Origin of the sequence: Microbacterium sp. K35, assembly GCF_004794375.1 — a bacterium.
GTDB lineage: Bacteria > Actinomycetota > Actinomycetes > Actinomycetales > Microbacteriaceae > Microbacterium > Microbacterium sufflavum.
This window is the reverse complement of the sequence record NZ_SSDM01000158.1, coordinates 14,531-39,183: the sequence shown is the minus strand read 5'-3', so window position 1 is coordinate 39,183 and position 24,653 is coordinate 14,531. Positions and strand designations below refer to the sequence as shown.

The following is a 24,653-nucleotide window of genomic DNA, read 5'->3' as shown; positions in this document are numbered from 1 at the left end:
TTCGGGCGACATCGACGTGCACATCGTGACCCACGCGGCGCGAGCGCCTGGTGCGCTGGGCCCGCGCCGCCGATGCGCTGCTGATCGAAGACGACTACGACGCGGAGTTCCGCTACGACCGGCGCCCCGTCCCCGCCCTGCAGCGCCTCGCTCCTGATCGGGTCGCCCTGATCGGGTCGCTGTCGAAGTCGGTCTCCCCGGCCCTCGGCGTCGGGTGGATGCTCCTGCCGTCCGACCTCGCCCCCGCCCCCGCCGCAGGGCCCCCGTCGCTCGTCGACCAGGCGGCCCTCGCGCACTTCCTCACGCGCGGCGACTTCGAGCGGCATCTGCGATCCTCGCGCTCGCGGTTCCGCCGTCGACGGCAGCGCCTGCTCGACGCGCTCGACCGGGAGCTGCCGGGCCTCGAGGTCTCCGGGATCGCCGCGGGGATGCACCTCGTGCTGCGGCTCCCCCCGGGGTGCACGGCGGCAGAGGTCGTGTCGGCGGCGGCGGGCCTCGGCATCGCGCTCACGCCGCTGCAGCGGTACGCCGTCACCGTCTCACCGTTCGAGGCACTCGTGCTGGGCTACGGCAACCTCGACGACGCACTGGTGGAGGAGGCCGCAGCACGGCTCGCCCTGGTCCTCCGCTCCGTGCGCTCCTGACCCCCGCTCAGTAGAACGGCGCGGCCACGGAGTTGCGGTGGTAGTCGAACACGATGCTCGTGCGGGTCGAGGCGACGCTGCTCTGCGCCGACAGGTGCTCCAGGACGAACTCGCGCATCTCCGACGAGTCCGCGACCGCGATGTGCAGCAGGAAGTCGTCGTCGCCGCCCAGGAAGAACACCTGGATCACCTGCGGCAGGGCGCGCACCCGGTCGGCGAACTCCACGATGCTCTCGCGCCGGGCGCTCGGGCGCAGGCTCACGCCGATGATCGCCTGGAGTCCCGCGCCCAGCTGCCGCTCGTCGACGCTGGCGTGGAAGCCGGTGATCACGCCGCGGTCGACGAGGGCGCGCAACCGGGCGTGCGCGGTGGAGGGCGCGACGCCGAGGCGCGCCGCGAGCTCGGCGTTGGTCATGCGGCCGTCGACGGTGAGCAGCTGCACGATGCGGGCATCGGTCTGGTCGAGCGCCGGTGCCCGAACGCTGTTCGGCTCGGGGGCGGAAGACGTGGTGGCCATACGAAGCATTATTCAGGATTCTCGCGATGACCGAATTGCCTTCATCAAATCTGTCCCTTCCTCGACGTTTCTGCGATTCTGGTCTGCGCCTACGCACCCCGAGACCAGGAGGATCGATGAAGATCGGCGTCCCGACCGAGATCAAGAACAACGAGAACCGCGTCGCCCTCACTCCCGCGGGCGCGGATCGCCTGGTGCACGAGGGCCACCGCGTGCTCGTGCAGTCGGGGGCCGGCATCGGCTCCAGCATCGCCGACGACGACTACCGCGCGGCGGGCGCCGAGATCGTCGACTCCGCCGAAGAGGCCTGGGGCGAGGCCGACCTGCTCATCAAGGTCAAGGAACCCGTCGCCGCGGAGTACGGCTTCCTGCGCGACGATCTCACCCTGTTCACCTACCTGCACCTGGCCGCCGACCGCCCGCTCACCGACGCCCTCGTGGCCGCGGGGACCACGGCCGTCGCGTACGAGACGGTGCAGCTGCCCGACCGATCGCTTCCCCTCCTCGTCCCCATGAGCGAGATCGCCGGACGCCTCTCGGTCACCATGGGCTCGTACTCGCTGCTGCGGTCGCAGGGCGGCCGCGGCATGCTGCTGGGCGGGATCGCCGGGACACCGCGCGCCAAGACGGTCGTCATCGGCGGCGGCGTGGCCGGAGAGCACGCGGCAGCCAACGCGCTCGGCCTCGGCTCGAAGGTCACGGTGGTCGACATCTCCCTGCCGCGCCTGCGCGAGCTCGAGCACCGGTACGGCGGCGCGCTCGAGACCCGCGCGTCGAGCCGCTACGACATCGCCGAGGAGCTCGCCACGGCCGACCTCGTGATCGGCTCGGTGCTGATCCCCGGGGCCGCCGCGCCGAAGCTCGTGACCGACGACATGGTCGCGGGGATGAAGAAGGGCTCGGTGCTGGTCGACATCGCGATCGACCAGGGCGGCTGCTTCGAGGGCTCGCGGCCCACCACGCACGACGACCCCACCTTCGCGGTGCACGACTCCATCTACTACTGCGTCGCGAACATGCCGGGAGCGGTTCCCACGACGGCGACCCGCTCCCTCACCAACGCCACGCTGCCCTACGTGTCCGCGATCGCGGGCAAGGGCTGGGAGCGCGCGGCCGCCGAGGACGCGGCGCTGGCGAAGGGGCTCAACGTCCAGGGCGGACGCATCACGCTCGAGGCCGTCGCCCGCGCCCACGGCCTCGCGGACTGACCTTCCCGACCCGAAAGAACCGCGGATCTTGGCCGGTCCCCACATGTCGACCGCGGTGGCGACGCGAGTACGCTCGTAACCGTGACCGAACGCGCTCCTCTCTCCCGCAAACTGTCCGCCATCGCCGAGTCCGCGACGCTCAAGGTCGATGCCAAGGCGAAGGCCCTCAAGGCCGAGGGCAAGCCCGTCATCTCGTATGCGGCGGGCGAGCCCGACTTCGCGACGCCGCAGTTCATCGTCGACGCCGCCGCCGAGGCCCTCGCCGACCCGGCCAGCTACCGCTACACCCCGGCCCCCGGACTGCCCGCGCTGCGCGAGGCCATCGCCGCGAAGACGCTCCGCGACTCGGGACTCGAGGTGTCGCCCAGCCAGGTCATCGTCACCAACGGCGGCAAGCAGTCGGTGTACCAGGCCTTCCAGGCCGTCGTGAACCCGGGCGACGAGGTGCTGCTGCCCGCCCCGTACTGGACCACGTACCCCGAGGCCATCCGACTCGCCGACGGCACGCCGGTCGAGGTGTTCGCGGGCGCCGACCAGGAGTACAAGGTCACGGTCGAGCAGCTGGAGGCGGCGCGCACCGAGCGCACCACCGTGCTCGTGTTCGTGTCGCCGTCGAACCCCACCGGCTCGGTGTACACGGCCGAGGAGACGAAGGCCATCGGCGAGTGGGCCGTCGAGCACGGCATCTGGATCATCAGCGACGAGATCTACCAGAACCTCACCTACGAGGGCGTGAAGGCCACGTCGATCGTGGAGGCCGTGCCCGCGGCCGCGAACCAGACGATCCTCGTCAACGGCGTCGCCAAGACGTACGCCATGACCGGGTGGCGGGTCGGCTGGATGGTGGGCCCGGCCGACGCGATCAAGATCGCCGGCAACCTGCAGTCGCACCTCACCAGCAACGTGAACAACGTGGCGCAGAAGGCGGCGATCGCGGCGCTCAACGGCCCGCAGACCGAGGCCGAGCAGTTCCGCGAGGCGTTCGACCGGCGTCGACGCCTCATCGTGTCGGAGCTGTCGAAGATCGACGGCCTCGTGGTGCCCAACCCGCTCGGCGCGTTCTACGTGTACCCCGATGTGCAGGGCCTGCTCGGTCGCACGTGGGGCGGGGTGACCCCGACCACGTCGCTGGAGCTCGCCGACCTCATCCTCGACCAGGCCGAGGTCGCCGTGGTGCCCGGCGAGGCGTTCGGCCCGTCCGGCTACATCCGCATGTCGTACGCGCTCGGCGACGAGCAGCTCCTCGAGGGCGTGCAGCGCCTGCAGCGACTGTTCTCCTGACCGACACCCCGAGACCCGCCCCGCCGCTCCCGGCCGGGCGGGTCTCGTCTGTCCCGGTGCTGCGGGCGGGTCAGTCCTCGGGGTGGAAGCCGAGTGTGTGACGGGGTCAGCCGGGCTCAGAGGTCGACGCCGAGCAGCACGGGCTCCGGCTGCAGCACCAGCCCGAACTCGGCGTGCACGCGGCTCTGGATGAACCGCGCCAGCTCCGCGACCTCCGCCGCGGTCGCCCCACCGCGGTTGGTGAGGGCGAGGGCGTGCTTGGTGGAGACCGAGGCGCGCGACCGCGGGAGCTTGAAGCCCTTGCGGATACCCGCCTGTTCGATCAGCCAGGCCGCGCTCACCTTCACGTCGGGCGCCTCGGCCCTGGTCGGCGGCACGTACCCGTCGTACGACGCGAGCGGGATGACCGTCACGGCGTCGAGGTCGGGGGCCACCGGCCAGCGCGGGCACTCCGGGGGCAGCGTGCGCGCCTGCGCAGCCGTCACGATCGCGTTCTGGAAGAAGGAGCCGACGCCGTGCGTGTCGGGGTCGTGCTCGTCGAGCAGCATGCCCTTCGACCCGCGGGTCGCCAGGATGCGCTCCCGCACCCAGGTCAGCGGCACCGGCGCGTCGTCGGTCAGCCCGAGCGCGCGACGCAGCTGCTCACCGCGCACCACCCGCTCCCCCGCGACCAGCAGGTCGACCGTCACCGACAGGATCACGGCGCGGCGCTGCGGCTCGCTGCCGTGGTGATGCTTGAGCACCGAGGTGCGGAAGCCCAGCCCGAGCTCCGCCGCGGGCACGGTCGAGATCTCACCCGTGGACTCGTCGATCAGCTCGACCTCGACCAGCGTCTCCTGGATCTCCTGGCCGTAGGCGCCGATGTTCTGCACGGGAGACGCGCCGACGGTCCCCGGGATGCCGCTCATGGCCTCCAGGCCCGCGTAGCCGTGCTCGACCGCGTAGGCGACGAGGTCGTCCCAGCCGTGGCCCGCCTGCACGCGCAGCCGGATACGACCCGCATGCGGCGAGGGGAGCTCCTCGATCCCGGTCGTGCGGACGCGGATGACGGTGCCGTCGAACGGCTCGTCCCCCACGAAGAGGTTGGAGCCGCCGCCCAGCACCAGCCACGGGTCGCCCCGCTCCCAGGTCTCGCGGAGCGCCTCGACGAGACCCTCGGTCGTGGTGGCGTCGAACATGCGCTCGGGGGCGCCGCCGGTGCGCAGCGTCGTGAGCTCGGCCAGCCGCAGGGGTTCGACCTCTCTCATCGGACGGCGACGCGCAGCTGCGCCTTGACGAGCACGCTCGTGTCGTCGAACGTGACCTTCAGGTCGATCCGCGCGGTGTCGTCGTCGACCGCGCCGACCGTCGCCGCCACATGGATGTCGGCACCGTCCACCGGGTCGACCACGACGGGCTTGGTGAAGCGCACGCCGTAGTCGACGATGCGGGTGGCGGGGTCGAGCGCGGCCACGACCACCGACGAGGCGATGCCCATCGTGAGCATGCCGTGCGCGAGCACGCCGGGGAGCCCGACCGATGCGGCCACATCGTCGCGGTAGTGGATGGGGTTGAAGTCTCCGGAGGCACCGGCGTAGCGCACCAGGGACTCGCGGCTGAGGTGCACGGTGCGCTCGGCGACCACGTCTCCGACGGTGAAGCCCATCAGGCGTCCTCTCCCTCTTCCGCGCCGACGAGCAGCACGGTGGTGGCGGTGACCACGTGCGCACCCTCGTCGTCGACGATCTCGGTCTCGCTCGTGATCATGGCGTTGCCGCCCATCATGCGGATGCCGGTGACCCGCAGCTGTGCGGTGAGCTCGTCGCCCGCCACGATCGGCCGCGAGTAGCGGAACCGCTGCTCCGCGTGGACCGTGCGCGACAGCTCGATCCCGGCGTTCTCGTCGCCCAGCAGCTGCTGGAGCGTGAGGTCCTGGATCACCATCGCGAAGGTCGGCGGGGCGACCACGTCGGCGTAGCCGGCTGCGCGGGCCGCCTCGACGTCGGTGTGCTGCGGGGCGTCGGCGAAGACGGCGCGCGCGAACTCGCGCACCTTCTCCCTGCCGACCAGATAGGGGGCGGTCGGCGGGAACTCCCGGCCGATCAGATCTTGGTTGACTGCCACCCCTCGATCCTACCGAGGGGGTGGACACCGGACGCCCTCGCGACCGTCAGTCCTTCGATCGCGCCACCATGTTCAACGTCATCCGGCTGGGGACGACCTTCACCCGGGAGGTGTGCACGATCTCGCCGGAGCGGTCGAGAGCACGCTTGCGGATGACGATGAGCGGATCGTGCTCGGGGCGCGCGAGCCACTCCGCTGTCTGCGCGTTCGTGAACCCCACGTCGATCTCGCGGTACATCTCCGAGAACTCCACGCCGTAGACGTCGCGGAGCACCTGGTAGGTGGAGGTGTCGTCGCGGATGTGCCGGTCGAATTCGGGGAAGCGGGTGAGGGAGTACCGGCTGTCGTCGATGGACAGCGGGATGTCGTCGAGGGCGAAGACGCGCACGAGACGGAACACCGGGTCACCCACCTGCACGCCGAGACGGCGCGCGCGCTTCTCGTCGGCGGGGACGGTCTCGGCGCGCATGATGCGACGGGACTTGACGCCGTCGGCGACGACCGTGTCGGCGAATCCGCCCAGCGTCATGGCTCCGATCACTTCGCGGCGCGGCGCCACGAACGTGCCGCGGCCCTGCTGCCGTCGCACGATGCCGAGGCTCTCCAGATCGGCGACCGCGCGACGCACCGTGATGCGACTGACGCCGAAGCGTTCGCACAGCTCCGGCTCGGACGGCAACCGCTCCCCTTCGCCGTAGGTGCCCGCGTCGATCTCGCGCAGGAGCAGCCCGCGGACCTGCTCGTGCAGCGGCGTCGATCCCACCCCCGGCGACAGCTGAGTCACGTCGAAGCCCTCCTCTCCGGCGCCGGATAGTGGCGCAGCATCTGCGCTCGCGCGTCGTCCCCGGCATGCACAGGGTATCCGAAGGCACCGCGCAGGGTGCAGGCGAGCGCCCCGCTCGTCGCGGCGACGTCGAGGCAGTCGCCGAGGTCGGCGCCGGCCGCCCGCGCCGCGAGGAACCCGGTGAGGAACGCGTCGCCCGCGCCGAGGGCGTCGACCGCGGTGACCGGGCGGATGCCGGTGCGATGCACGGACTGCGCGTCGAAGGCGAGGGATCCGCGGGCGCCCAGGGTGACCACGGCCGACCCGATGCCGCAGCGCACGGCGTAGCGGCCCAGTTCCTCGACCTCGGCATCGGAGAGTCCGCCCCCGGAGAAGAAGCCGACGTCGACGTGCGGTGCCGTGCTGCGGATCACCTCGGGTGACGCGTCGTCGGAGTAGTCGAACGACACCCGCGTCCCGCGCTCGGCGATGGCGGGCAGCTCGGGCTCCAGCGACGAGTACACCGACGTGTGCACGCGGGCGAAGCGGGCGAGATACTCGTGGTCGACCTCGCTCAGCCGCAGCCGCAGCTCGGATTGCACCCCGCCGCGGTTGGAGGCCACGAAGCGCCGGTCGCCGTCGTCGTCGAGGGCGACGAACGCCATCCCGTTGGCGCCGTGCACACGACGGACCCGGGCGGCGTCGACGCCGATCTCGTCGAGCACGCCGCGCACGTGGTCGGCGAACCGGTCGTCGCCCATGATGCCCATGAACGCGGCACTTCCCCCGAAGAACAGCCGGCTGTAGGCGGCGACGTTCAGGGCGTTGCCCCCGGGATAGGCGAGGTCCTCGTGCAGGTAGCAGTCGAGAACGTTGTCACCCACGCCGACGAGCGAGGGCGGGGGCACCGCGGCGAGCGCGGTGCGGAGGTCATCCACGTCCATGGTCATCCCTTCACGCTCCCCGCCGCGACGCCCGCCACGAAGTAGCGCTGCAGTGCGAGGAACACCACCACGATCGGGAGGGCGGCGATCGTCAATCCTGCCAGCAGCACCCCCCATTCGGTCGACAGCGAGTCCCGGAACGACATCAGTCCGGCGGGAATGGTGCGCAGCGCATCGGCGTCGATGTAGACGATCGCGAAGAGGAACTCGTTCCAGGCGAAGTAGCCGGTCAGCACGGCGGCCGTGGTGAGCACCGAGGCGCTCAGCGGGAGGTAGACGTGGCGGAAGACGCCGAACGAGCGGCAGCCGTCGATGGTCGCGGCGTCCTCCAGCTCGCGCGGGATCCCGAGGAACACCGACCGGATGAGGAGGATCGCCATCGGCAGCCGGAACGCCACGTAGGGCAGGATCATCGCCCAGGAGGTGTTCAGCAGGCCCATCGCGTCCAGCAGCCGGTACAGCGGGATCAGGCTCACCTGCGGTGCGACGACCAGGCCGCGATCCGCTCCACGTGAAGAGCACGTCCGGGGCGTTCGCGGAGCCGGCGACGACCTTGACCTTGTCCTTGTAGGCGTCGTTGAGCACGCTCTCGACGGAGACGGTGATGTCGGGGTTCTCCTTCTCGAACTCCGCCACCATGTCGCTGTAGTACGAGTTCTTCGGCTCGTTCGGCCAGCGGTGGAAGAAGCTGATCTCCACCTGGCCGTCCGCGGCCTCGCTCTCGCCTCCGGCGCACGAGGCCAGGGGGACGACGAGGGCGACGGCGGCCGCAGCCGCCACGCCGATCCGGGTTGACGTTCGCATCATTGCGATCCTTTCGTTCCTAGTACTCCATGCGCCACATGTAGCGGCGCACGCTGAGGGGGTGACCACGGTGGTCGGCGAGCGCGTCCGCGTAGGCGCGCAGCACGATGTTGAAGAGCAGGTGGGCGAAGACGCCACGGACCTCGGGGGCGACGACGTCCAGGCCGAACTCCTGCGCGTCGAGCACCAGCACCCGCTTCGAGTGCTTCGTGACGAAGTCGACGGCGCGCTGCTCCACGGCGCGGGTCTCGTCGAGGCCGAGCAGCGCGATGAAGGGCACGTCCTCCTCGGTGATCTCGAACGGGCCGTGGAAGTACTCGCCGGCGTGGATCGCGGCGGAGTGCACCCACTGCATCTCCTGCAGCAGGCAGATGGCGAAGGAGTAGGCCGAGCCGAAGTTAGATCCCGCGGCCATGGTGTAGATCAGCGGCTCGCGGCGGGAGGCGTAGCCCCAGGCATCGGCGGCGGCGGCGTGCGCCTCGCGGGCTGCGGGAACGAGCGAGGGCAACTGGGCCACGGCGTCGTCGACGGCGGTCGCGATACCCGCCTGCTCGCGGTCGTCGAGGATGCCGGCGGCGAGGCGCAGGAGGAGCGCCGGCCCGACGTGGGCCTCGCTCTTGCCCTCGCCGTGCTGGTAGGCCACGACATGCTCCGCGGCCTCGGCCAACGGGGAGGCGGGGTCGAACGTGAAGGCGACGGTGAGGGCGCCGCGCTCGCGGGCGTGACGGGCGGCTTCGACCGTCTCCGGGGTGGTGCCCGAGTGCGAGCAGAGGAGGACGAGGGTGTCCGCGTCGACGCGGGACGAGGCGCGCGAGGTGAACTCGGCGGCGTTCAGGGCGGTCGCCTCGAGCCGGACGGCCTTCGTTCCGAAGAGGTACTCGATGGGCTGCATGACGGCGTAGGAGCCGCCGCAGGCGGTGAGCACGACGCGCGAGATGGTGTCCCGGGTCGCGATCGCCTGGCGAGCCGCAGCGAGCTGGTTCTCGATGGCGGCGGAGTCGACGAACAGAGCGGTGGCAGACAAGATGGTCCCTTCTGATGACCGGTAGCAAACATCATGACTTGTTATATGACGTCATGTGATGACTGACGTTAGCGAGAGACCGGTCGGCTTGTAAAGAGGTCTGCGGAAAAAGGGGTCGCAGAAAACCTCCCGGCGACGAAGGACCCTGTCGGCGCGGGTCAGGAGCCGGCGAGCGGAAAGCGCGGAATCAGGCGCGACGACGGCCGCGGACGGCCTTGATCGCCATCTGCACCGCGATCACCACGAGGTACGCGGCGAACAGGATGTTGCCCACGGAGGGGTTGACGATCGTCGCGAGCCACGCGCCGAGCGCGGTCGTCGTGCACGCCGAGACACCGATGAGCGCGGCGGCGAGCAGGTCGACGTTCCGGTTGCGGAGGTTGCCGACGGTGCCGGAGATCGCGGTCGGGATCATCATCAGCAGCGACGTGCCCTTGGCGACCAGGTCGCTGGTGCCGAACGCGAGCATGAGCACCGGCACCACGATCACACCGCCGCCGACGCCGATGAGTCCGGCGAGGATGCCGGTGCCCACGCCGACGCCGACCAGGGCGATACCGGTGAGCCAGGTCAGCTCGAACACGGCGTCCCGCGAGGGGATCACCAGGAACAGGCTCACGATCACCACGACCAGGAAGCCCACGAAGCCCCAGCGCAGCGCGGTCTGCGAGATGCGCGGGAGCAGGCGCGTGCCGATCTGCGCGCCCACCACGGCGCCCGCGGCGAGGATCAGGGCCGGGATCCATGCCACCGATCCGGTGGTGGCGTACGAGATGACACCGACGCTGGCGGTCGGCACGATCGCGGCCAGCGAGGTGCCGGCCGCGAGCCGCTGGTCGAAGTGCAGCAGGAGCACCAGGAGCGGGACGATGACCGTGCCGCCGCCGACGCCGAACAGGCCGGAGAGGAGACCGGCGAGCAGGCCGATGCCGATGAATGCCGTGTAGGCGCGAGGCCCGCGTCTCAGGGCCTGCGCGTCAGTCACCGGACCAGCCTACTCCCGGCCCCTCCCCTGCTCGAACCCGCGGCTCTCACACCTCGGAGTCGGCCTTCACCGGCACCGCGATCGACGCCGTGAGCGCCTGCTCGTACCGCCGCTGCCGACGCCGCAGCCACAGCCCGCCCGCGATCAGCAGCGCGAGCACGGCGTAGGCGACGGCCGCGAACGGCTGCGCGACGAGCGTCGTCAGGTCGCCCTGGCTCAACTGAAGTGCGCGACGCAGCTGCTCCTCGCCCATCGGCCCGAGGATCATGCCCACCACGAGCGGTGCCACCGGGAACCCGTACCGGCGGAGGAAGTACCCCAGCACACCGATGATGAGCAGGATCAGGATGTCGACGACCGCGAAGTTCAGCGCATAGGCACCGAACGCGGCGAACAGCAGGATGCCCGCGTAGAGGTACGGCCGAGGGATCTGCAGCAGCTTCACCCACATGCCCACGAGCGGCAGGTTGAGCACGAGCAGGATGACGTTGCCGATGTACAGGCTCGCCACCAGCGCCCACACCAGGTCGGACTGTCCCGTGAACAGCAGCGGGCCCGGCTGCAGGCCGTACGTCTGGAACGCGGTCAGGATGATCGCCGCGGTCGCGGTGGTCGGCAGGCCGAGCGTCAGCAGCGGCACGAGCACTCCGGCCGCCGCCGCGTTGTTCGCCGACTCCGGCCCGGCCACCCCCTCGATGGCGCCACGCCCGAACTCGTCCTTGCGGCGGGAGAGCTTCCGCTCCGTCGCGTACGACAGGAAGGTCGCGACATCGGCACCGCCCGCCGGGATCGTCCCGATCGGGAACCCGATGGCGGTGCCGCGCAGCCACGGCTTCCACGACCGCCGCCAGTCGTCCTTCGTCATCCAGCTCCGCCACCCGCGCGCCACCGGGATCACGTCGACCGCGCCGTGGCGCAGACGGGCGGCGACGTAGAGCGTCTCCCCCACGGCGAACAGGCCCACCGCCACCAGCACCACGTCGATGCCGTCCGCGAGCGGCAGCAGGCCGAGCGTGTAGCGCTGCTGCCCGGACAGCCAGTCGGTGCCGACCAGCCCGAGGAACAGCCCGACGCCGAGCGACAGCAGGCCCCGCGGCACCGAGGAGCCCATGAGCGCGCCGACCGTGACGAACGCGACGACGATCAGCGCCACGTAGTCCGCCGGTCCGAGGTTCACGGCGAACTGCGCCAGCACCGGCGCCAGCAGCGTGAGGCCGATCGTCGCGAGCGTGCCGGCGACGAACGAGCCGATCGCCGCGGTCGCGAGGGCCGCGGCGCCCCGGCCGAGCTTGGCCATCCTGTTGCCCTCGATCGCGGTGACGATCGAGGCGGACTCCCCGGGAGTGTTGAGGAGGATGCTCGTGGTCGATCCGCCGTACATGCCGCCGTAGTAGATGCCGGCGAAGGTGATCAGGGCCGCGGCCGGCTCCAGCGTGTAGGTGAGCGGCAGGAGGAGGGCCACCGTCATGGCGGGGCCGATACCCGGGAGCACGCCCACTGCCGTGCCGATCAGCACGCCGAAGAACGCGAACACGAGGTACTGGGGCTGCAGCGCGGTCGCGAAGCCCTCCAGGAGCAGGGTCCAGCTGTCCATCAGAGCATCCTCCCCAGCCAGCCGAGCGCCGGCCCCCACGGGAGCGACAGCCCGAGCAGTCCGCCGAACACGATCTGCACCACGAGCGCGATGGCCGCACCGACCAGCAGGGCCACCCACCATCGGCGTGCTCCGAGCGCCCAGGCGACACCGCCGAACAGCAGCGCCGCGGCGGGCGCCCACCCGAGCGGCTCGATCAGCAGCAGGTGCGCCACCACGAGCGCCACGATCTTCACGAGCGCGAGCCAGTCCGTCGGGAGCGCCTGGTCGATGTCCTCGCCGTCCTCCGGGACGCCGCGGTGACCGCGGAGGATGCTCACGACCACGGCCACCGCCGACCCGAGCAGCAGCACCGACACGAACAGGGGGAACACGGTCGGACCCACCTGGGCCCCGGCAGGGACGTGGATGGAGAACACGCCGACGAGGGCGAACACACCGAGCGCGACCATGAGGAGGGCGAAGACGAGCTCGCCCCGCGGCAGAGACCCGAGCGAGCCCACGGACCGGCGTGTGCCGGTCTGCAGGCCCGAGGGTCCGGGAGACCCGGTCGACATGTCAGCCGACCAGCCCGATGTTCTGCAGCGTCGTGGTGACCTCACCGATGTTGCCGGTGAGGAACTCGTCGAACTCCGCACCGGTGAGGAACGCGTCGGCCCACCCGCGGGTCTCCAGCTCGTCCTTCCAGGCGTCCGACTCCTCCAGCGCGGTCACGATGCGCTCCAGCTCCGCGCGCTCGGCGTCGTCGATGCCCCCCGGGGCGATCACGCCGCGCCAGTTGGTGAGCACCACGTCGTAGCCCGCGTCGGTGATGGTGTCGACGTCGGGCAGCTGCGCGACGGGCTCGTCGGACGACACCGCGAGCGCCTTCATCGTCCCCGCCTCGATGTGCTGCAGGAACTCGCCGACGCCCGAGATGCCCGCGGCGACCTTGCCGCCGAGGATCAGCGACGTCGCCTCGCCGCCACCGGAGTTGGGCGTGTAGTTGAGCTTCTCCGCGATCTCCCCGCCGTCCAGGCCCGCCTCCTCCAGCAGGAGCCCGGCCAGGATGTGGTCGGCCCCGCCCGCCGAACCGCCGGTGATGGTCACGGCCTGTCCGCGGTCGACGACGTCCTCCACCAGGTCCTCGAGCGTGTCGTACTCCGACTCCGCGGGCACGACCACCACGAGCGGCTCGTCGGTGAGGCGGGCGATCGGCGTCATGTCCTCGATGCGGACCGCGGACGCGTTGGTCTCGACCGCTCCGACCATGACCAGTCCCATCACCATGAGCGTCGCCGGGTCCTTCTCGTTGGCGAGCTGCGCGAGGCCGACGGTCCCCCCGGCGCCTCCGACGTTCGTGACCGGGGCGGAGCCGACGATCCCCTCCTCCGTGAGCAGCTGCGACATCGCGCGGCCGGTCTGGTCCCACCCGCCGCCAGGGTCGGCGGGGACCACGATGTTCAGGTCGGTGATGGCGACGGCTTCCCCGTCTCCGTCCGAGCCTCCGGCGTCTCCGCCTCCCGACGAGCACGCGGTGAGAGCGAGGGCGGTGGCGGCGACCGCGGCGGTCAGGGTGGCGATGCGGACGTACTTCATGGCGCTCCTCCTTGAGCGTTCGAGTGCAATCCGTCCACCATCGAGGTGTGGATGCGGCCGCTCAAGCTTCCGAAACCATTGGTCGCGTTCCGTAAGTATTGGTCGCGAACGCCGGTCCGCGCGGCTCGCGCCCTGGTTCGACAGCCGGGAGAATGAGCGGGTGGCCTCGAAGATGACGCTCCGGATGCAGCTGCTCGCGCTGCAGGCGCTGATCGTGTTCCTGGTGACCCTCGCCACGGGGATCGCCGCCGGGGCGTTCCAGGAGAACGCGCTCCGCGAGGCCTACAAGGATCGCATGCAGGCGGTCGCGCAGTCCGTGGCCGCGCTGCCCGTGGTGCTCGACGCGTTCGACGACGACGATCCCTCAGCAGCGATCCAGCCGGTCGCGGAGGTGATCAGGGAGGCGTCCGACCTCGCTTACGTGGTGGTCGCCAACGACGAGGGCATCCGGTACTCGCACCCGAACCCGGAGCGCATCGGCGAACGGGTCTCGACCGATCCGTCGATCCCGCTCGGCGGCGATATCTACGTGGGCACGCAGACCGGCACGCTGGGCACCTCCTGGCGCGTGAAGGTGCCGATCCGGGATGAGGATGGCGCCGTGATCGGCACGGCATCGGTGGGCATCCTGGAGTCGGAGCTCAGCGAGGAGTTCACCGCCAACCTGGTGTGGCTGATCTCCGCCATGCTCGCCGCTGCCGTGCTGGGCGTGTTCGGAGCGGCATGGGTGACCTCGGTGATCCGGCGCCGCATCTACCGCTTGGAGCCCCATCAGATCGCGGCACTCGTGAAGAACCAGGAGACGACGCTGCACGGGCTGAGCGAGGGCGTGGTCACGGTCGACGGCTCCGGGCGCATCACGCTCGCGAACGACGCGGCCGCCCGTTTCCTCGGACGAGACGCGGGCGACCTCGACGGTGCCGTAGCGGCCGACGTCCTGGGCGAGGAGCTCACGACGGTGCTGCGTGAGGGCGAGGCCGCGGGCCGCCCGGTGATCGTAGGGTCGCACGTGCTCGTCGCCCGCAGCACCGCGAGCCGCGACGACGACGCCGACCGTGGCGCGACCCTGCTGCTGCGCGACCACACCGAGTTGCACGACGTGGTGCAGCGTGTCGAGGCGGCAGACGCCATCATCGCGTTCCGCGAGCGGTTCGGCCTGCCGAAGGGACTGAGCGCGGAGACGCTCCACCGCGTGTCCACGGCACTCGCCGCCCGTCCGGACGCCTCAGCGGCGGAGCTGGGCGCCGACCTCGACATCTCCCGCGTGAGCGCCCGCCGCTACCTGGAGCATCTGGCTGCCACCGGTCAGGCGGTGCGCTCGCTCGACTACAGCACGAAGGGCCGACCGGGGGCGCGGTACCGCAGCACCGACGGCCGCTGACGACCCGCGGTGACGACGAAGCCCGCCACCCCCAGGGGGCGGCGGGCTTCGTGGCGTTCGAGTGTTACTCGGACTTCTTCTCGACAGCGTCCTCGGCGGCGGCCTCAGCGGCCTCGCCCTCGGCCTGCGACTCGGCGCCGGCCTCGGCAGCGGCGTCCTCGGCCGGGGTCTCCTCGGCCGGAGCCTCGGTGGTCTCCTCGGCGGGGGTCTCCTCGGCGGCGGGCTTCTCGGCCTTCGGCGCGGCAGCAGCCTTCTTGGTCGACTTCGCCTTCGGGGTGACGGGCTCGAGGACGAGCTCGATCACGGCCATCGGAGCGTTGTCGCCCTTACGGTTGCCGACCTTGGTGATGCGCGTGTAGCCACCCTCGCGGTCCGCGACGAGCGGAGCGATCTCGTTGAACAGGACGTGCACGACTTCCTTGTCACCGATGACCGACAGCACGCGACGGCGTGCGTGCAGGTCTCCGCGCTTGGCGAAGGTGATCAGGCGCTCGGCGAGCGGACGCAGGCGCTTGGCCTTGGTCTCGGTCGTCTTGATCGACTTGTGGGTGTACAGCGCGGCAGCCAGGTTGGCAAGCAGCAGGCGCTCGTGGGCGGGGCCGCCTCCGAGGCGGGGACCCTTCGTGGGCTTGGGCATAATCGTCTAACTCCTGGTCAGGAAAGGTCGGGTATCAGAAGGACTCGTCTTCGCTGCCGCCGTAGAAGTGGGCGCCGTCGAAACCGGGCACCGAATCCTTGAGCGACAGACCGAGCGAGATGAGCTTGTCGCGCACCTCGTCGACCGACTTCTGGCCGAAATTGCGGATGTTCATGAGCTGCGTCTCCGAGAGGGCGACGAGCTCCGAAACGGTGTTGATGCCCTCACGCTTCAGGCAGTTGTACGAGCGGACCGACAGGTCGAGGTCCTCGATCGGCATCGACAGCTCGTTGGAGTTCACAGCCTCCACGGGCGCCGGGCCGATCTCGATGCCCTCGGCCTCGACGTTCAGCTCGCGGGCGAGACCGAACAGCTCGGTGAGCGTCTTGGCGGCCGAGGCGACGGCGTCGCGCGGGCTGATCGCCGACTTGGTCTCGACGTCGAGGACGAGCTTGTCGAAGTCGGTGCGCTCACCGGCACGGGTGGCGTCGACGCGGTAGCTGACCTTGAGGACCGGAGAGTAGATCGAGTCGATCGGGATCTGGCCCGCCTCGGCGTACTCGTTGCGGTTCTGCGTCGCCGAGACGTAGCCACGACCGCGCTCGATCGTCAGCTCGAGCTCGAACTTGGCGGTGTCGTTGAGCGTGGCGATGACGAGCTCGGGGTTGTGCACCTCGACACCGGCCGGAGCCGAGATGTCGGCGGCGGTCACTTCACCGGCACCGGTCTTGCGCAGGTACGCCGTGATGGGCTCGTCGCGCTCGCTGGAGACGACCAGCTGCTTGATGTTGAGGATGATCTCGGTGACATCCTCCTTCACGCCGGGGATGGTGCTGAACTCGTGCAGCACGCCGTCGATACGGACGCTGGTGACAGCGGCGCCGGGGATCGATGACAGCAGGCTGCGGCGCAGCGCGTTGCCGATCGTGTAGCCGAAGCCGGGCTCCAGAGGCTCGATGATGAACCGGCTCCGGTTCTCGACGATCTTTTCCTCGGTCAGTGTGGGACGCTGTGCAATAAGCACTCTGTGTTCCTTTCGATCACATGCCCGCTATATGACATGTGGTGGGGTGAGGTCTTGAGTTGTGGAAGTCGATGCCCGCGCGGGGCGCCGAGCCGCTCGGCTCCGGAGAGACGAGCGGCTCGGTGCACGCATCAGACGCGGCGACGCTTCGGCGGGCGGCAGCCGTTGTGCGCCTGCGGGGTGACGTCCTGGATCGAGCCCACCTCGAGGCCGGCGGCCTGCAGCGAGCGGATCGCGGTCTCGCGGCCGGAGCCCGGACCCTTCACGAAGACGTCGACCTTCTTGACGCCGTGCTCCTGCGCCTGGCGGGCGGCCGACTCGGCGGCCATGCCTGCGGCGTACGGGGTCGACTTGCGGGAGCCCTTGAAGCCCACGCCACCCGACGACGCCCAGCTGATGACAGCGCCGGACGGGTCGGTGATCGAAACGATGGTGTTGTTGAACGTCGACTTGATGTGGGCCTGGCCCAGCGCGATGTTCTTCTTCTCCTTGCGGCGCGGCTTGCGCGCGGCGGCCTTGGGTGCAGCCATGAAAGTGTTCTCCTAGTCCCTGGCCGCTGCTTAGCGGGCCTTCTTCTTGCCGGCGACGGTGCGCTTCGGGCCCTTGCGGGTACGGGCGTTGGTCTTGGTGCGCTGGCCGCGGACCGGGAGGCCACGACGGTGGCGCAGGCCCTCGTAGGAGCCGATCTCGACCTTGCGGCGGATGTCTGCGGCGACCTCGCGGCGAAGGTCACCCTCCACCTTGTAGTTGCCTTCGATGTAGTCGCGGAGGGCGACGAGCTGGTCGTCGCTGAGGTCCTTCACGCGGATGCTCTCGTCGATGTCGGTCGCCTTGAGGATCTCGACCGAGCGGGTACGGCCGACGCCGTAGATGTAGGTAAGGGCGATCACCACGCGCTTGTCGCGCGGGATGTCAACGCCGGCAAGACGTGCCATGCGGTTCTCCTGGGTGTTGTGGAGGTGTGGAGCAGGATCGGTGCCCGGGCCTCCGCCCCGAGGTGTCCCCCGCTGTCGCGGGTTCTGATCCTGCCGTGTCGTATTGAGTTATGAGATTGCGAGAGCGCTGCTCACGCAGCGGTGGGCACTCAGCCCTGGCGCTGCTTGTGACGCGGGTTGCTCTTGCAGATCACCATGACGCGGCCGTGGCGGCGGATCACCTTGCAGTGGTCGCAGATCGGCTTGACGCTGGGGTTGACCTTCATGTTGTTTCCTGTTCGCTGTCTTCACCGGGCAGGCGGAATGCCTGGGGTGTTACTTCTCGACCGATCAGCGGTAGCGGTAGACGATGCGGCCGCGGGTCAGATCGTAGGGGCTGAGCTCCACGACGACACGATCCTCGGGGATGATGCGGATGTAGTTCTGCCGCATCTTTCCGGAGATCGTCGCCAGGACCTTGTGTCCGTTGGTGAGCTCAACGCGGAACATCGCGTTGGGCAGAGCCTCGGAGATCACGCCTTCGATCTCGATGACACCGTCTTTCTTAGCCATAGCCTCGCTGACGCTTCTGCAGACCGGTCGATCTGCGGTGGATGGGTGGGGGTGGCGCCTGGCCGATCGGACACGCCGAACGCATGGCACAAGGCACCAAAGATCTATGTTATCCGACGATGCCCCGTCCGGCAACTTGGCCGGACGGGGCATCGGGGCGGATCACACTCAGCTCAGGAGGTCGGTGAGCTTCTTCATGTCGGCCTGATTCTGCAGGTCGAGCCGCTCGCCGTTGATCTCCACGGTCGGGGTGCCCTTGATGTCGTTCTTCTTCGCCTGGGCGGCGCCGAACTTGCGATAGGTCTCGTCGGTGATGCACGAGACGACGTCGTCGTCCGCACCCACCTGCTTCGCGAACTCGGCCAGCTGGTCGGTGGTCAGACCCGCGGTGTTCTCCGTCGGCTGGTTCTCGAACAGCACCTTCGCGTAGTCGAAGTAGAGGTCGGCGTCGGACTCCGCGACGCAGAACGCCGCCCCGGCCGAACGCGACGAGTACTCGGTGCCCTGCGAGAAGCGGTCGAGGATCGCGATGGGGTGGTTCACGAGCGTGATCTCCCCGCTCGCCGCCTTCTCCTCCAGCTGCGCACCGAACTGGTCCTCGAAGGCCTTGCACGCCGGGCACTGGAAGTCGAGGAACACCGCGACGGTGTCCTTGCCGTCGCCCTTGCTGATCGAACCGGCCTCGGGGTCGAAGTTCTTGCTGGCGCTCGGCACGGCTCCTGGCGACGTGGCCTGGTTGTTGAGGAACACCACGAGTCCACCGATCGCGACCAGGACCACGACGACGGCGATGGAGATGCCGATCGCGAACCAGTTGGTGTTGCTCTTCGCCGCTGCCATTACTTTCCGATCTCTCGAGGCTCGACCCCGAACGGGGCGAGTCCGGCTCTTCCGCCATCGGGCGCGGTGAGCACCCATATGCCACCATCATGTCGGGCGACGCTATGTTCCCAATGTGAGCCGTCAGTGCCGTCGACGGTGGTCACGGTCCAGTCGTCGTCCTCGATGAACGTGGCCTCGCCGCCGGCGGTGACCATCGGCTCGATCGCCAGCACGAGCCCGGGCTTCACGTCGGCGCCGCGGTCGGGCGTGCGGTAGTTGAACACGCTCGGGGCCTCGTGCATCTTGCGGCCGATCCCGTGGCCGACGTACTCGCGGAGGATGCCGTACGGCTCCCCCGACACCACCGACGGCCCTTGCGCCTCGATGTAGTCCTGGATCGCGGCGCCGATCTCGTCGATCGAGGTCGCGGTGGCCATCGCGGCGATGCCCGCCCACATCGACCCCTCGGTCACGCGCGAGAGCTCCTCGCGACGGGCCACGAGCTCCGGACGCTCCGCGTCGGGGACGACGACCGTGATCGCGCTGTCGCCGTTCCATCCCTCGTACTGGGCGCCGCAGTCCACCGACACGATGTCGCCGGGCTCGAGCACGCGCTCCCCCGGGATGCCGTGGACCACCTGCTCGTTCACCGACACGCAGATCGTGTGGTGATAGCCGCGCACGAGCTGGAAGTTCGACTCGGCCCCGCGCTGGCGGATCGCGCGGTTGGCTGCGGCGTCGAGCTCGATGGTCTTCACGCCCGCCCTGATGAGGGGACGGACGGCATCGAGTGCCGCGGCCGTGATCAGCCCGGGCTCGACCATGGCGCGCAACTGCGCCGGGGTCTTGTAGATCGAGCGGCGGAACATCTCAGGCTGCGGAGGCCGCGGAGCGCAGACCCCTCGCGGAGAGTGCTGCAGCGATGCGCTCGGTGATCTCCTCGAGCGAGCCGACACCGTCGATGCGGTCGACGATCCCGCGCGCGCTGTAGACCTCGATGATCGGGGCCGTCTCGTTCTCGTAGATGTCCAGGCGGTGTGCGATGGCCTCGTCCGTGTCGTCCGAGCGCCCCTGCTCCGCGGCACGGAGCGCGAGACGCGCGATGCTCTCCTCGCGCGGGACGTCGAGCAGGATCACGGCGTCGAGCGCCTCCCCCCGGCCCTCCAGGAACGCGTCGAGGTGCTCGACCTGAGCCGTGTTCCGGGGGTAGCCGTCGAGCAGGAAGCCGTTCGCGGCATCCTCCTGGCTCAGCCGGTCGCGCACGATCTCGCTCGTCAGCTCGTCCGGCACGAGGTCGCCCTTGTCGAGGATGGCCGTGACCTGCTGGCCGAGTGCCGTCCCCTCCTTGATGTTCGCGCGGAAGATGTCTCCGGTCGAGACGACCGGGATGCCGTAGGTCTCGGCGATGCGCACACCCTGCGTGCCCTTGCCGGAACCCTGCGGACCGACGATGAGAAGACGTGCGGATGCTGTCATCGGAGAAGCCCTTCGTAGTGTCGCTGCTGCAGCTGGGCGTCGATCTGCTTGACCGTCTCCAGTCCGACGCCGACGATGATGAGGATCGACGCGCCACCGAACGGGAAGTTCTGGTTGGCACCGACCGTGGCGAGGGCGATCAGCGGGATCAGCGCGATCAGACCCAGGTAGAGCGAGCCGGGCAGCGTGATGCGGGTGAGCACGTAGTCGAGGTACTCGGCCGTCGGGCGACCCGCGCGAATGCCGGGGATGAAGCCGCCGTACTTCTTCATGTTGTCGGCGACCTCGACCGGGTTGAACGTGATCGCGACGTAGAAGTAGGTGAACCCGATGATCAGCAGGAAGTAGGCGATCATGTAGATCGGGCTGTTGCCGCTCGTGAAGTTCGCCGTGACCCAGCTCACCCAGGCGGGCGGCGTCGAGCCGTCCTGCGGGGTGTTGAACTGCGCGATCAGCGCGGGGATGTACAGCAGCGACGACGCGAAGATCACGGGGATCACACCCGCCATGTTCACCTTGATCGGGATGTACGTGTTCGTGCCGCCGTACGTGCGCCGGCCCACCATCCGCTTGGCGTACTGCACCGGGATGCGGCGCTGCGACTGTTCGACGAACACCACCAGGCCCATCACGATGATGCCGACCACGAGCACGAGCAGGAAGATCTCGAAGCCCTTCGTCTGCCAGATGATGCTCATGGCGCCCGGGAAGGTGGCGGCGATCGAGGTGAAGATCAGCAGCGACATGCCGTTGCCGATGCCGCGCTCGGTCACGAGCTCCGCGAACCACATGATGAGGCCGGTACCGGCGGTCATCGCCATGATGATGAGCAGCTGCGCCCACCACACGTCGTTCGTGAGCAGCTGCTGGCAGGCCGCGATGTCGGTCGCGCCGAACAGCTGACCGCTGCGGGCGACCGTGACGAGCGTCGTCGACTGCAGCAGCGCGAGCGCGATCGTGAGGTACCGCGTGTACTGGGTCAGCTTCGCCTGTCCGGCCTGACCCTCCTTGTGCAGCGCCTCGAAGTGCGGGATGACGACGCGGAGGAGCTGCGTGATGATCGTCGCGGTGATGTACGGCATCACGCCGAGGGCGAAGATCGACAGCTGCAGCAGCGCGCCGCCGGAGAAGAGGTTGACCAGTCCGAGCAGGCCCTCGGTGCCGGTGTTGGCCGCGAGGCACTCCTCGACGTTCGGGAAGTTCACGAACGGCGCGGGGACGTTCGAGCCGAGTCGGTAGATCGCGATGATGGCGAGCGTGAAACCGATCTTCCGACGCAGGTCGGGCGTGCGGAAGATCCGCGCGATGGCGCTAAACAAGGACGTTCCTCCTGAAAAGGTTGCCGATCCCTGAAGGACGGCTGAAAGACCAGGGTAACTCACTCCGAGGTCTGCGATTGCGGCGTCGCCGCGTGCCCGCCTGCCGAATCAGAAGAGGGGCCGGAGAATCTCCGACCCCTCTTCTGCGGTGGTTACTTGACGGATCCGCCCGCAGCCACGATCTTCTGCTCGGCGGAACCCGAGACCTTGTCGACCGCGACGGTGAGCTTCACGGCGATGTCGCCGTTGCCGAGAACCTTGACCTTCTCGTTCTTGCGGACCGCTCCCTTGGCCACCAGGTCGCTGACGGTCACGTCGCCGCCCTGGGGGTAGAGCTCCGCGAGCTTCTCCAGGTTGACGACCTGGTACTCGACGCGGAACGGGTTCTTGAACCCGCGCAGCTTCGGGGTGCGCATGTGCAGCGGCATCTGCCCACCCTCGAAGCCGACGCGCACGGTGTTGCGGGCCTTCGTGCCCTTCGTGCCGCGACCGGCGGTCTTGCCCTTCGAGCCCTCACCGCGACCCACACGGGTCTTGGCGGTGTTGGCGCCGGGGACAGGACGCAGGTGGTGCACCTTGAGCACGCCGGGGCGGGACGCGGGAGCGTCCTTCTTCGGCGCGGCCTTCTTCGCAGCCGGCTTCGCGGCGGCGTCGGCCTTCGCGTCGGAGGCGGCCGTCTTGGCCGGCGCCTTCTTCGCAGCGGGCTTCTTCTCAGCAGCAGCCTTGGGAGCGGCAGCCTTCTTCGGGGCCTTCTCGGCCTCGACGGCGGCGTCGTTCTTCTCAGCCATTAGTCGATCTCCTCAACCTTGACGAGGTGGGCGACGGTCTTGACGTAGCCGCGCGTCTGCGCGTCGTCGGGGCGGACGGTGCTGTCACCGATCCGCTTCAGACCGAGGCTGCGCAGCGTGTCGCGCTGGTTCTGCTTCTCGCTCACCTTGGACTTGATCTGCGTGACCTTGAGTCGCGCGGCCATCAGGCACCTACCTTCTGTGCGGCGATGGCCTCGGCCTCGGCGCGGACGAGACGCGCCGGGGCGACCTGGTCGAACTCGAGACCACGACGTGCGGCGACGGCGCGGGGCTCCTCGAGCTCCTTCAGGGCGGTGACCGTCGCGTGCACGATGTTGATCGTGTTCGACGAGCCGAGCGACTTGGACAGCACGTCGTGGATACCAGCGCACTCGAGCACGGCGCGGACCGGACCACCGGCGATCACACCGGTACCGGCAGCGGCCGGACGCAGCAGCACGACACCGGCGGCCGACTCACCCTGCACGGGGTGCGGGATGGTGCTGCCGACGCGGGGCACGCGGAAGAAGTTGCGCTTGGCCTCTTCGACACCCTTCGAGATCGCCAGGGGGACCTCGCGGGCCTTGCCGTAGCCGACGCCCACCAGACCGTTGCCGTCACCGACGACCACGAGAGCGGTGAAGCTGAAGCGACGACCACCCTTCACGACCTTCGAGACGCGGTTGATGGTGACGACGCGCTCCAGGAACTGGTTGTCGCCGCGGTCGCGCGAGTTGCGGTCGCGGCCGCCCTGGTTGCGGTCACGTCCGCCGCGGCGGCCGTCCCGCTGGTCACGAGTCGGCTCAGCCTGCGTGGTGCCGGCGGCCGTCTCGGAAGTGGCAGCTGCCGCTTCGGTCACTTCGTTCTCCTTGTTGTCACTCACAGTGCCAGACCCCCTTCACGGGCGCCGTCGGCGATGGCGGCGACACGACCCGCGTAGCGGTTGCCGCCACGGTCGAACACAGCCTCGGAAACGCCGGCAGCCTTCGCACGCTCGGCGAGCAGCTCGCCGACCTTGCGAGCCTTGGCGGTCTTGTCGCCCTCGAGCGAGCGCAGGTCGGTCTCGAGCGTCGATGCCGACGCGACCGTGTGACCCTTGCTGTCGTCGACGAGCTGCACGAAGACGTGACGCGCCGAACGGTTGACGACGAGACGCGGACGCGCCTCGGTGCCCACGATCTTCTTGCGAAGACGGGCGTGACGACGCGCGCGGGCGTCGGACTTCGACTTCACAGCCATGGTTACTTACCAGCCTTTCCGGCCTTGCGACGCACGACCTCGCCGGCGTAGCGCACACCCTTGCCCTTGTACGGCTCGGGCTTGCGGATCTTGCGGATGTTCGCAGCCGCCTCACCGACGGCCTGCTTGTCGATCCCGCTGACGGTGAGCTTGTTCGTGCCCTCGACCGTGAGCGTGATGCCGGCGGGCGGGTCGATCAGGACCGGGTGCGAGAAGCCGAGGGCGAACTCGACCGAGCCGCCCTTCTGCTGCACGCGGTAACCGGTGCCGACGACCTCGAGACCCTTGGAGTAGCCCTGGGTCACGCCGATGATGTTGTTGTTGATGAGCGTGCGGGTCAGGCCGTGAAGCGACCGGGACTCGCGCTCGTCGTCGGGGCGGGTGACGAGAACCTGGTTCTCCTCGACCGACACCTCGATGGGGCTGGCCACCGTGAGGGTGAGCTCACCCTTGGGGCCCTTCACCGCGACCTCACGGCCGTCGACCGAAACGGTCACGCCCGCGGGAACGTCGATGGGAAGTCGTCCAATACGCGACATTTCGGATTACCACACGTAGGCGAGAACTTCTCCGCCCACGCCCTTCTGCTCAGCCTGGCGGTCCGTGAGGAGACCGGAGGAGGTGGACAGGATGGCCACGCCGAGGCCGCCGAGGACCGTGGGGATCTCGGTGGACTTCGCGTACACGCGAAGGCCGGGCTTCGATACGCGCTTGATGCCCGCGATGGAGCGCTCGCGGTTCGGGCCGTACTTCAGCGTCAGCGTGAGGTTCTTGCCCACGCGCGCGTCGGACGTCTCCCAACCGGCGATGTAGCCCTCCTGCTGGAGGATCTCCGCGATGTGCGTCTTGAGCTTGCTCGACGGCAGGGTCACGGAGTCGTGGTGCGCCGAGTTCGCGTTGCGCAGACGGGTCAGCATGTCTGCGACCGGGTCTGTCATTGTCATGGTTGTCTACTTTCGTTCATGAGGTTCCGGCTGCCGTTACACGACAGACGGCCTGCGATGAGCACGCAATCTTCAATTGTACGTGCACATC

At 69.3% G+C, this 24,653-nt stretch carries 31 protein-coding genes and 2 pseudogenes; 4 read left to right on the top strand and 29 right to left on the bottom strand.

Annotation, left to right across the window (positions count from 1 at the left end; all coding sequences use genetic code 11):
- Positions 1 to 50 precede the first annotated feature (50 nt).
- Positions 51 to 644: an aminotransferase class I/II-fold pyridoxal phosphate-dependent enzyme gene (locus DW299_RS05695; protein WP_168443083.1), complete on the top strand. Its 594-nt coding sequence runs from the start codon at positions 51 to 53 to the stop codon at positions 642 to 644.
- A gap of 7 nt (positions 645 to 651) precedes the next feature.
- Here DW299_RS05695 and DW299_RS05690 read toward each other — a convergent pair whose 3' ends face one another.
- Complete coding sequence (locus tag DW299_RS05690) at positions 652 to 1,170, bottom strand: Lrp/AsnC family transcriptional regulator (RefSeq protein ID WP_136035985.1); 519 nt, start codon at positions 1,168 to 1,170, stop codon at positions 652 to 654.
- A 107-nt stretch (positions 1,171 to 1,277) separates the two neighbouring features.
- Between DW299_RS05690 and ald the strand changes: the two genes are divergently transcribed.
- Together ald and DW299_RS05680 are read left to right on the top strand one after the other, a co-directional pair.
- Positions 1,278 to 2,369, top strand: coding sequence for an alanine dehydrogenase (gene ald / locus DW299_RS05685; RefSeq protein ID WP_136028944.1), 1,092 nt, complete (start codon positions 1,278 to 1,280; stop codon positions 2,367 to 2,369).
- Positions 2,370 to 2,450: 81 nt separating this feature from the next.
- Positions 2,451 to 3,650 carry a pyridoxal phosphate-dependent aminotransferase gene (locus DW299_RS05680; RefSeq protein ID WP_136035984.1) on the top strand — a complete coding sequence of 400 codons (1,200 nt, stop codon included), beginning with the start codon at positions 2,451 to 2,453 and terminating at the stop codon, positions 3,648 to 3,650.
- A gap of 116 nt (positions 3,651 to 3,766) precedes the next feature.
- On the opposite strand, the gene DW299_RS05675 is transcribed toward DW299_RS05680, so the two are convergent.
- From DW299_RS05675 to DW299_RS05620, 12 genes and pseudogenes are all read right to left on the bottom strand, one after another.
- On the bottom strand, positions 3,767 to 4,897 hold the full coding sequence (locus tag DW299_RS05675) for a UDP-N-acetylmuramate dehydrogenase (RefSeq protein ID WP_136035983.1): 1,131 nt from the start codon (positions 4,895 to 4,897) through the stop codon (positions 3,767 to 3,769).
- Positions 4,894 to 5,295: a MaoC/PaaZ C-terminal domain-containing protein gene (locus tag DW299_RS05670; RefSeq protein WP_136035982.1), complete on the bottom strand. Its 402-nt coding sequence runs from the start codon at positions 5,293 to 5,295 to the stop codon at positions 4,894 to 4,896. Before DW299_RS05670 ends, DW299_RS05675 begins: the two co-directional genes overlap by 4 nt.
- Positions 5,295 to 5,753 (bottom strand): FAS1-like dehydratase domain-containing protein, encoded by a 459-nt coding sequence (locus DW299_RS05665; protein WP_136028932.1) that lies wholly within the window; start codon positions 5,751 to 5,753, stop codon positions 5,295 to 5,297. Before DW299_RS05665 ends, DW299_RS05670 begins: the two co-directional genes overlap by 1 nt.
- 46 nt (positions 5,754 to 5,799) lie before the next feature.
- The gene (locus tag DW299_RS05660; protein ID WP_136028931.1) at positions 5,800 to 6,537 is read right to left on the bottom strand and encodes a GntR family transcriptional regulator; all 738 of its coding nucleotides are present in this window, start codon (positions 6,535 to 6,537) and stop codon (positions 5,800 to 5,802) included.
- Positions 6,534 to 7,343 (bottom strand): annotated as a pseudogene (locus tag DW299_RS05655) (PfkB family carbohydrate kinase); the annotation flags it as partial. The pseudogene DW299_RS05655 and the gene DW299_RS05660, both read right to left, overlap by 4 nt.
- A 119-nt stretch (positions 7,344 to 7,462) precedes the next feature.
- A complete protein-coding gene (locus DW299_RS05650) occupies positions 7,463 to 7,936 on the bottom strand; it encodes a carbohydrate ABC transporter permease (protein ID WP_205814330.1) in 474 nt (157 codons plus the stop codon).
- A gap of 31 nt (positions 7,937 to 7,967) precedes the next feature.
- Positions 7,968 to 8,264 (bottom strand): annotated as a pseudogene (locus tag DW299_RS19690) (extracellular solute-binding protein); the annotation flags it as partial.
- A 19-nt stretch (positions 8,265 to 8,283) separates the two neighbouring features.
- A complete protein-coding gene (locus DW299_RS05640) occupies positions 8,284 to 9,288 on the bottom strand; it encodes an SIS domain-containing protein (protein WP_136028921.1) in 1,005 nt (334 codons plus the stop codon).
- A gap of 187 nt (positions 9,289 to 9,475) precedes the next feature.
- Positions 9,476 to 10,273, bottom strand: a complete 798-nt coding sequence (locus tag DW299_RS05635; RefSeq protein ID WP_136028919.1) for a sulfite exporter TauE/SafE family protein — start codon at positions 10,271 to 10,273, stop codon at positions 9,476 to 9,478.
- Positions 10,274 to 10,319: 46 nt separating this feature from the next.
- Positions 10,320 to 11,867, bottom strand: a complete 1,548-nt coding sequence (locus DW299_RS05630) for a tripartite tricarboxylate transporter permease (protein ID WP_136035981.1) — start codon at positions 11,865 to 11,867, stop codon at positions 10,320 to 10,322.
- Positions 11,867 to 12,370 (bottom strand): tripartite tricarboxylate transporter TctB family protein, encoded by a 504-nt coding sequence (locus tag DW299_RS05625; protein ID WP_240745325.1) that lies wholly within the window; start codon positions 12,368 to 12,370, stop codon positions 11,867 to 11,869. Before DW299_RS05625 ends, DW299_RS05630 begins: the two co-directional genes overlap by 1 nt.
- A 55-nt stretch (positions 12,371 to 12,425) precedes the next feature.
- The gene (locus tag DW299_RS05620) at positions 12,426 to 13,445 is read right to left on the bottom strand and encodes a Bug family tripartite tricarboxylate transporter substrate binding protein (RefSeq protein WP_136035980.1); all 1,020 of its coding nucleotides are present in this window, start codon (positions 13,443 to 13,445) and stop codon (positions 12,426 to 12,428) included.
- Positions 13,446 to 13,605: 160 nt separating this feature from the next.
- Between DW299_RS05620 and DW299_RS05615 the strand changes: the two genes are divergently transcribed.
- Positions 13,606 to 14,826, top strand: coding sequence for a PAS domain-containing protein (locus DW299_RS05615; protein ID WP_136035979.1), 1,221 nt, complete (start codon positions 13,606 to 13,608; stop codon positions 14,824 to 14,826).
- A gap of 64 nt (positions 14,827 to 14,890) precedes the next feature.
- On the opposite strand, the gene rplQ is transcribed toward DW299_RS05615, so the two are convergent.
- The 16 genes from rplQ to rpsH all read right to left on the bottom strand — a co-directional run bounded on the left by rplQ (position 14,891) and on the right by rpsH (position 24,562).
- Positions 14,891 to 15,463, bottom strand: coding sequence for a 50S ribosomal protein L17 (gene rplQ, locus DW299_RS05610; RefSeq protein ID WP_136028908.1), 573 nt, complete (start codon positions 15,461 to 15,463; stop codon positions 14,891 to 14,893).
- 34 nt (positions 15,464 to 15,497) lie between these two features.
- A complete protein-coding gene (locus DW299_RS05605; protein WP_136028906.1) occupies positions 15,498 to 16,487 on the bottom strand; it encodes a DNA-directed RNA polymerase subunit alpha in 990 nt (329 codons plus the stop codon).
- Between the two features lie 131 nt (positions 16,488 to 16,618).
- A complete protein-coding gene (rpsK, locus tag DW299_RS05600) occupies positions 16,619 to 17,017 on the bottom strand; it encodes a 30S ribosomal protein S11 (RefSeq protein WP_045249905.1) in 399 nt (132 codons plus the stop codon).
- Positions 17,018 to 17,047: 30 nt separating this feature from the next.
- Entirely contained in the window at positions 17,048 to 17,422 is a 375-nt protein-coding gene (gene rpsM, locus DW299_RS05595) for a 30S ribosomal protein S13 (RefSeq protein WP_062632862.1), read from the bottom strand.
- Positions 17,423 to 17,571: 149 nt separating this feature from the next.
- Positions 17,572 to 17,688, bottom strand: coding sequence for a 50S ribosomal protein L36 (rpmJ, locus tag DW299_RS05590; RefSeq protein WP_005050492.1), 117 nt, complete (start codon positions 17,686 to 17,688; stop codon positions 17,572 to 17,574).
- 64 nt (positions 17,689 to 17,752) lie between these two features.
- Entirely contained in the window at positions 17,753 to 17,974 is a 222-nt protein-coding gene (gene infA, locus DW299_RS05585; RefSeq protein ID WP_028496510.1) for a translation initiation factor IF-1, read from the bottom strand.
- Positions 17,975 to 18,142: 168 nt separating this feature from the next.
- Positions 18,143 to 18,814, bottom strand: a complete 672-nt coding sequence (locus DW299_RS05580; RefSeq protein ID WP_136028904.1) for a DsbA family protein — start codon at positions 18,812 to 18,814, stop codon at positions 18,143 to 18,145.
- Entirely contained in the window at positions 18,814 to 19,665 is an 852-nt protein-coding gene (map, locus tag DW299_RS05575) for a type I methionyl aminopeptidase (RefSeq protein ID WP_136035978.1), read from the bottom strand. Before map ends, DW299_RS05580 begins: the two co-directional genes overlap by 1 nt.
- A 1-nt stretch (position 19,666) precedes the next feature.
- On the bottom strand, positions 19,667 to 20,272 hold the full coding sequence (locus tag DW299_RS05570) for an adenylate kinase (protein ID WP_136035977.1): 606 nt from the start codon (positions 20,270 to 20,272) through the stop codon (positions 19,667 to 19,669).
- Entirely contained in the window at positions 20,269 to 21,591 is a 1,323-nt protein-coding gene (secY, locus tag DW299_RS05565) for a preprotein translocase subunit SecY (RefSeq protein WP_136028899.1), read from the bottom strand. Before secY ends, DW299_RS05570 begins: the two co-directional genes overlap by 4 nt.
- 152 nt (positions 21,592 to 21,743) lie before the next feature.
- A complete protein-coding gene (rplO, locus tag DW299_RS05560; RefSeq protein WP_136028896.1) occupies positions 21,744 to 22,379 on the bottom strand; it encodes a 50S ribosomal protein L15 in 636 nt (211 codons plus the stop codon).
- Positions 22,379 to 22,564 carry a 50S ribosomal protein L30 gene (rpmD, locus tag DW299_RS05555; RefSeq protein ID WP_067121122.1) on the bottom strand — a complete coding sequence of 62 codons (186 nt, stop codon included), beginning with the start codon at positions 22,562 to 22,564 and terminating at the stop codon, positions 22,379 to 22,381. The genes rplO and rpmD overlap by 1 nt, the downstream gene beginning before the upstream one ends.
- Positions 22,564 to 23,238: a 30S ribosomal protein S5 gene (gene rpsE / locus DW299_RS05550; RefSeq protein WP_200838869.1), complete on the bottom strand. Its 675-nt coding sequence runs from the start codon at positions 23,236 to 23,238 to the stop codon at positions 22,564 to 22,566. Before rpsE ends, rpmD begins: the two co-directional genes overlap by 1 nt.
- A 20-nt stretch (positions 23,239 to 23,258) precedes the next feature.
- Positions 23,259 to 23,618, bottom strand: coding sequence for a 50S ribosomal protein L18 (rplR, locus tag DW299_RS05545; RefSeq protein ID WP_136028894.1), 360 nt, complete (start codon positions 23,616 to 23,618; stop codon positions 23,259 to 23,261).
- A 2-nt stretch (positions 23,619 to 23,620) separates the two neighbouring features.
- Positions 23,621 to 24,157 carry a 50S ribosomal protein L6 gene (gene rplF, locus DW299_RS05540; RefSeq protein ID WP_136035976.1) on the bottom strand — a complete coding sequence of 179 codons (537 nt, stop codon included), beginning with the start codon at positions 24,155 to 24,157 and terminating at the stop codon, positions 23,621 to 23,623.
- A gap of 6 nt (positions 24,158 to 24,163) precedes the next feature.
- Positions 24,164 to 24,562, bottom strand: coding sequence for a 30S ribosomal protein S8 (gene rpsH / locus DW299_RS05535; protein WP_136028890.1), 399 nt, complete (start codon positions 24,560 to 24,562; stop codon positions 24,164 to 24,166).
- Positions 24,563 to 24,653: the final 91 nt, after the last annotated feature.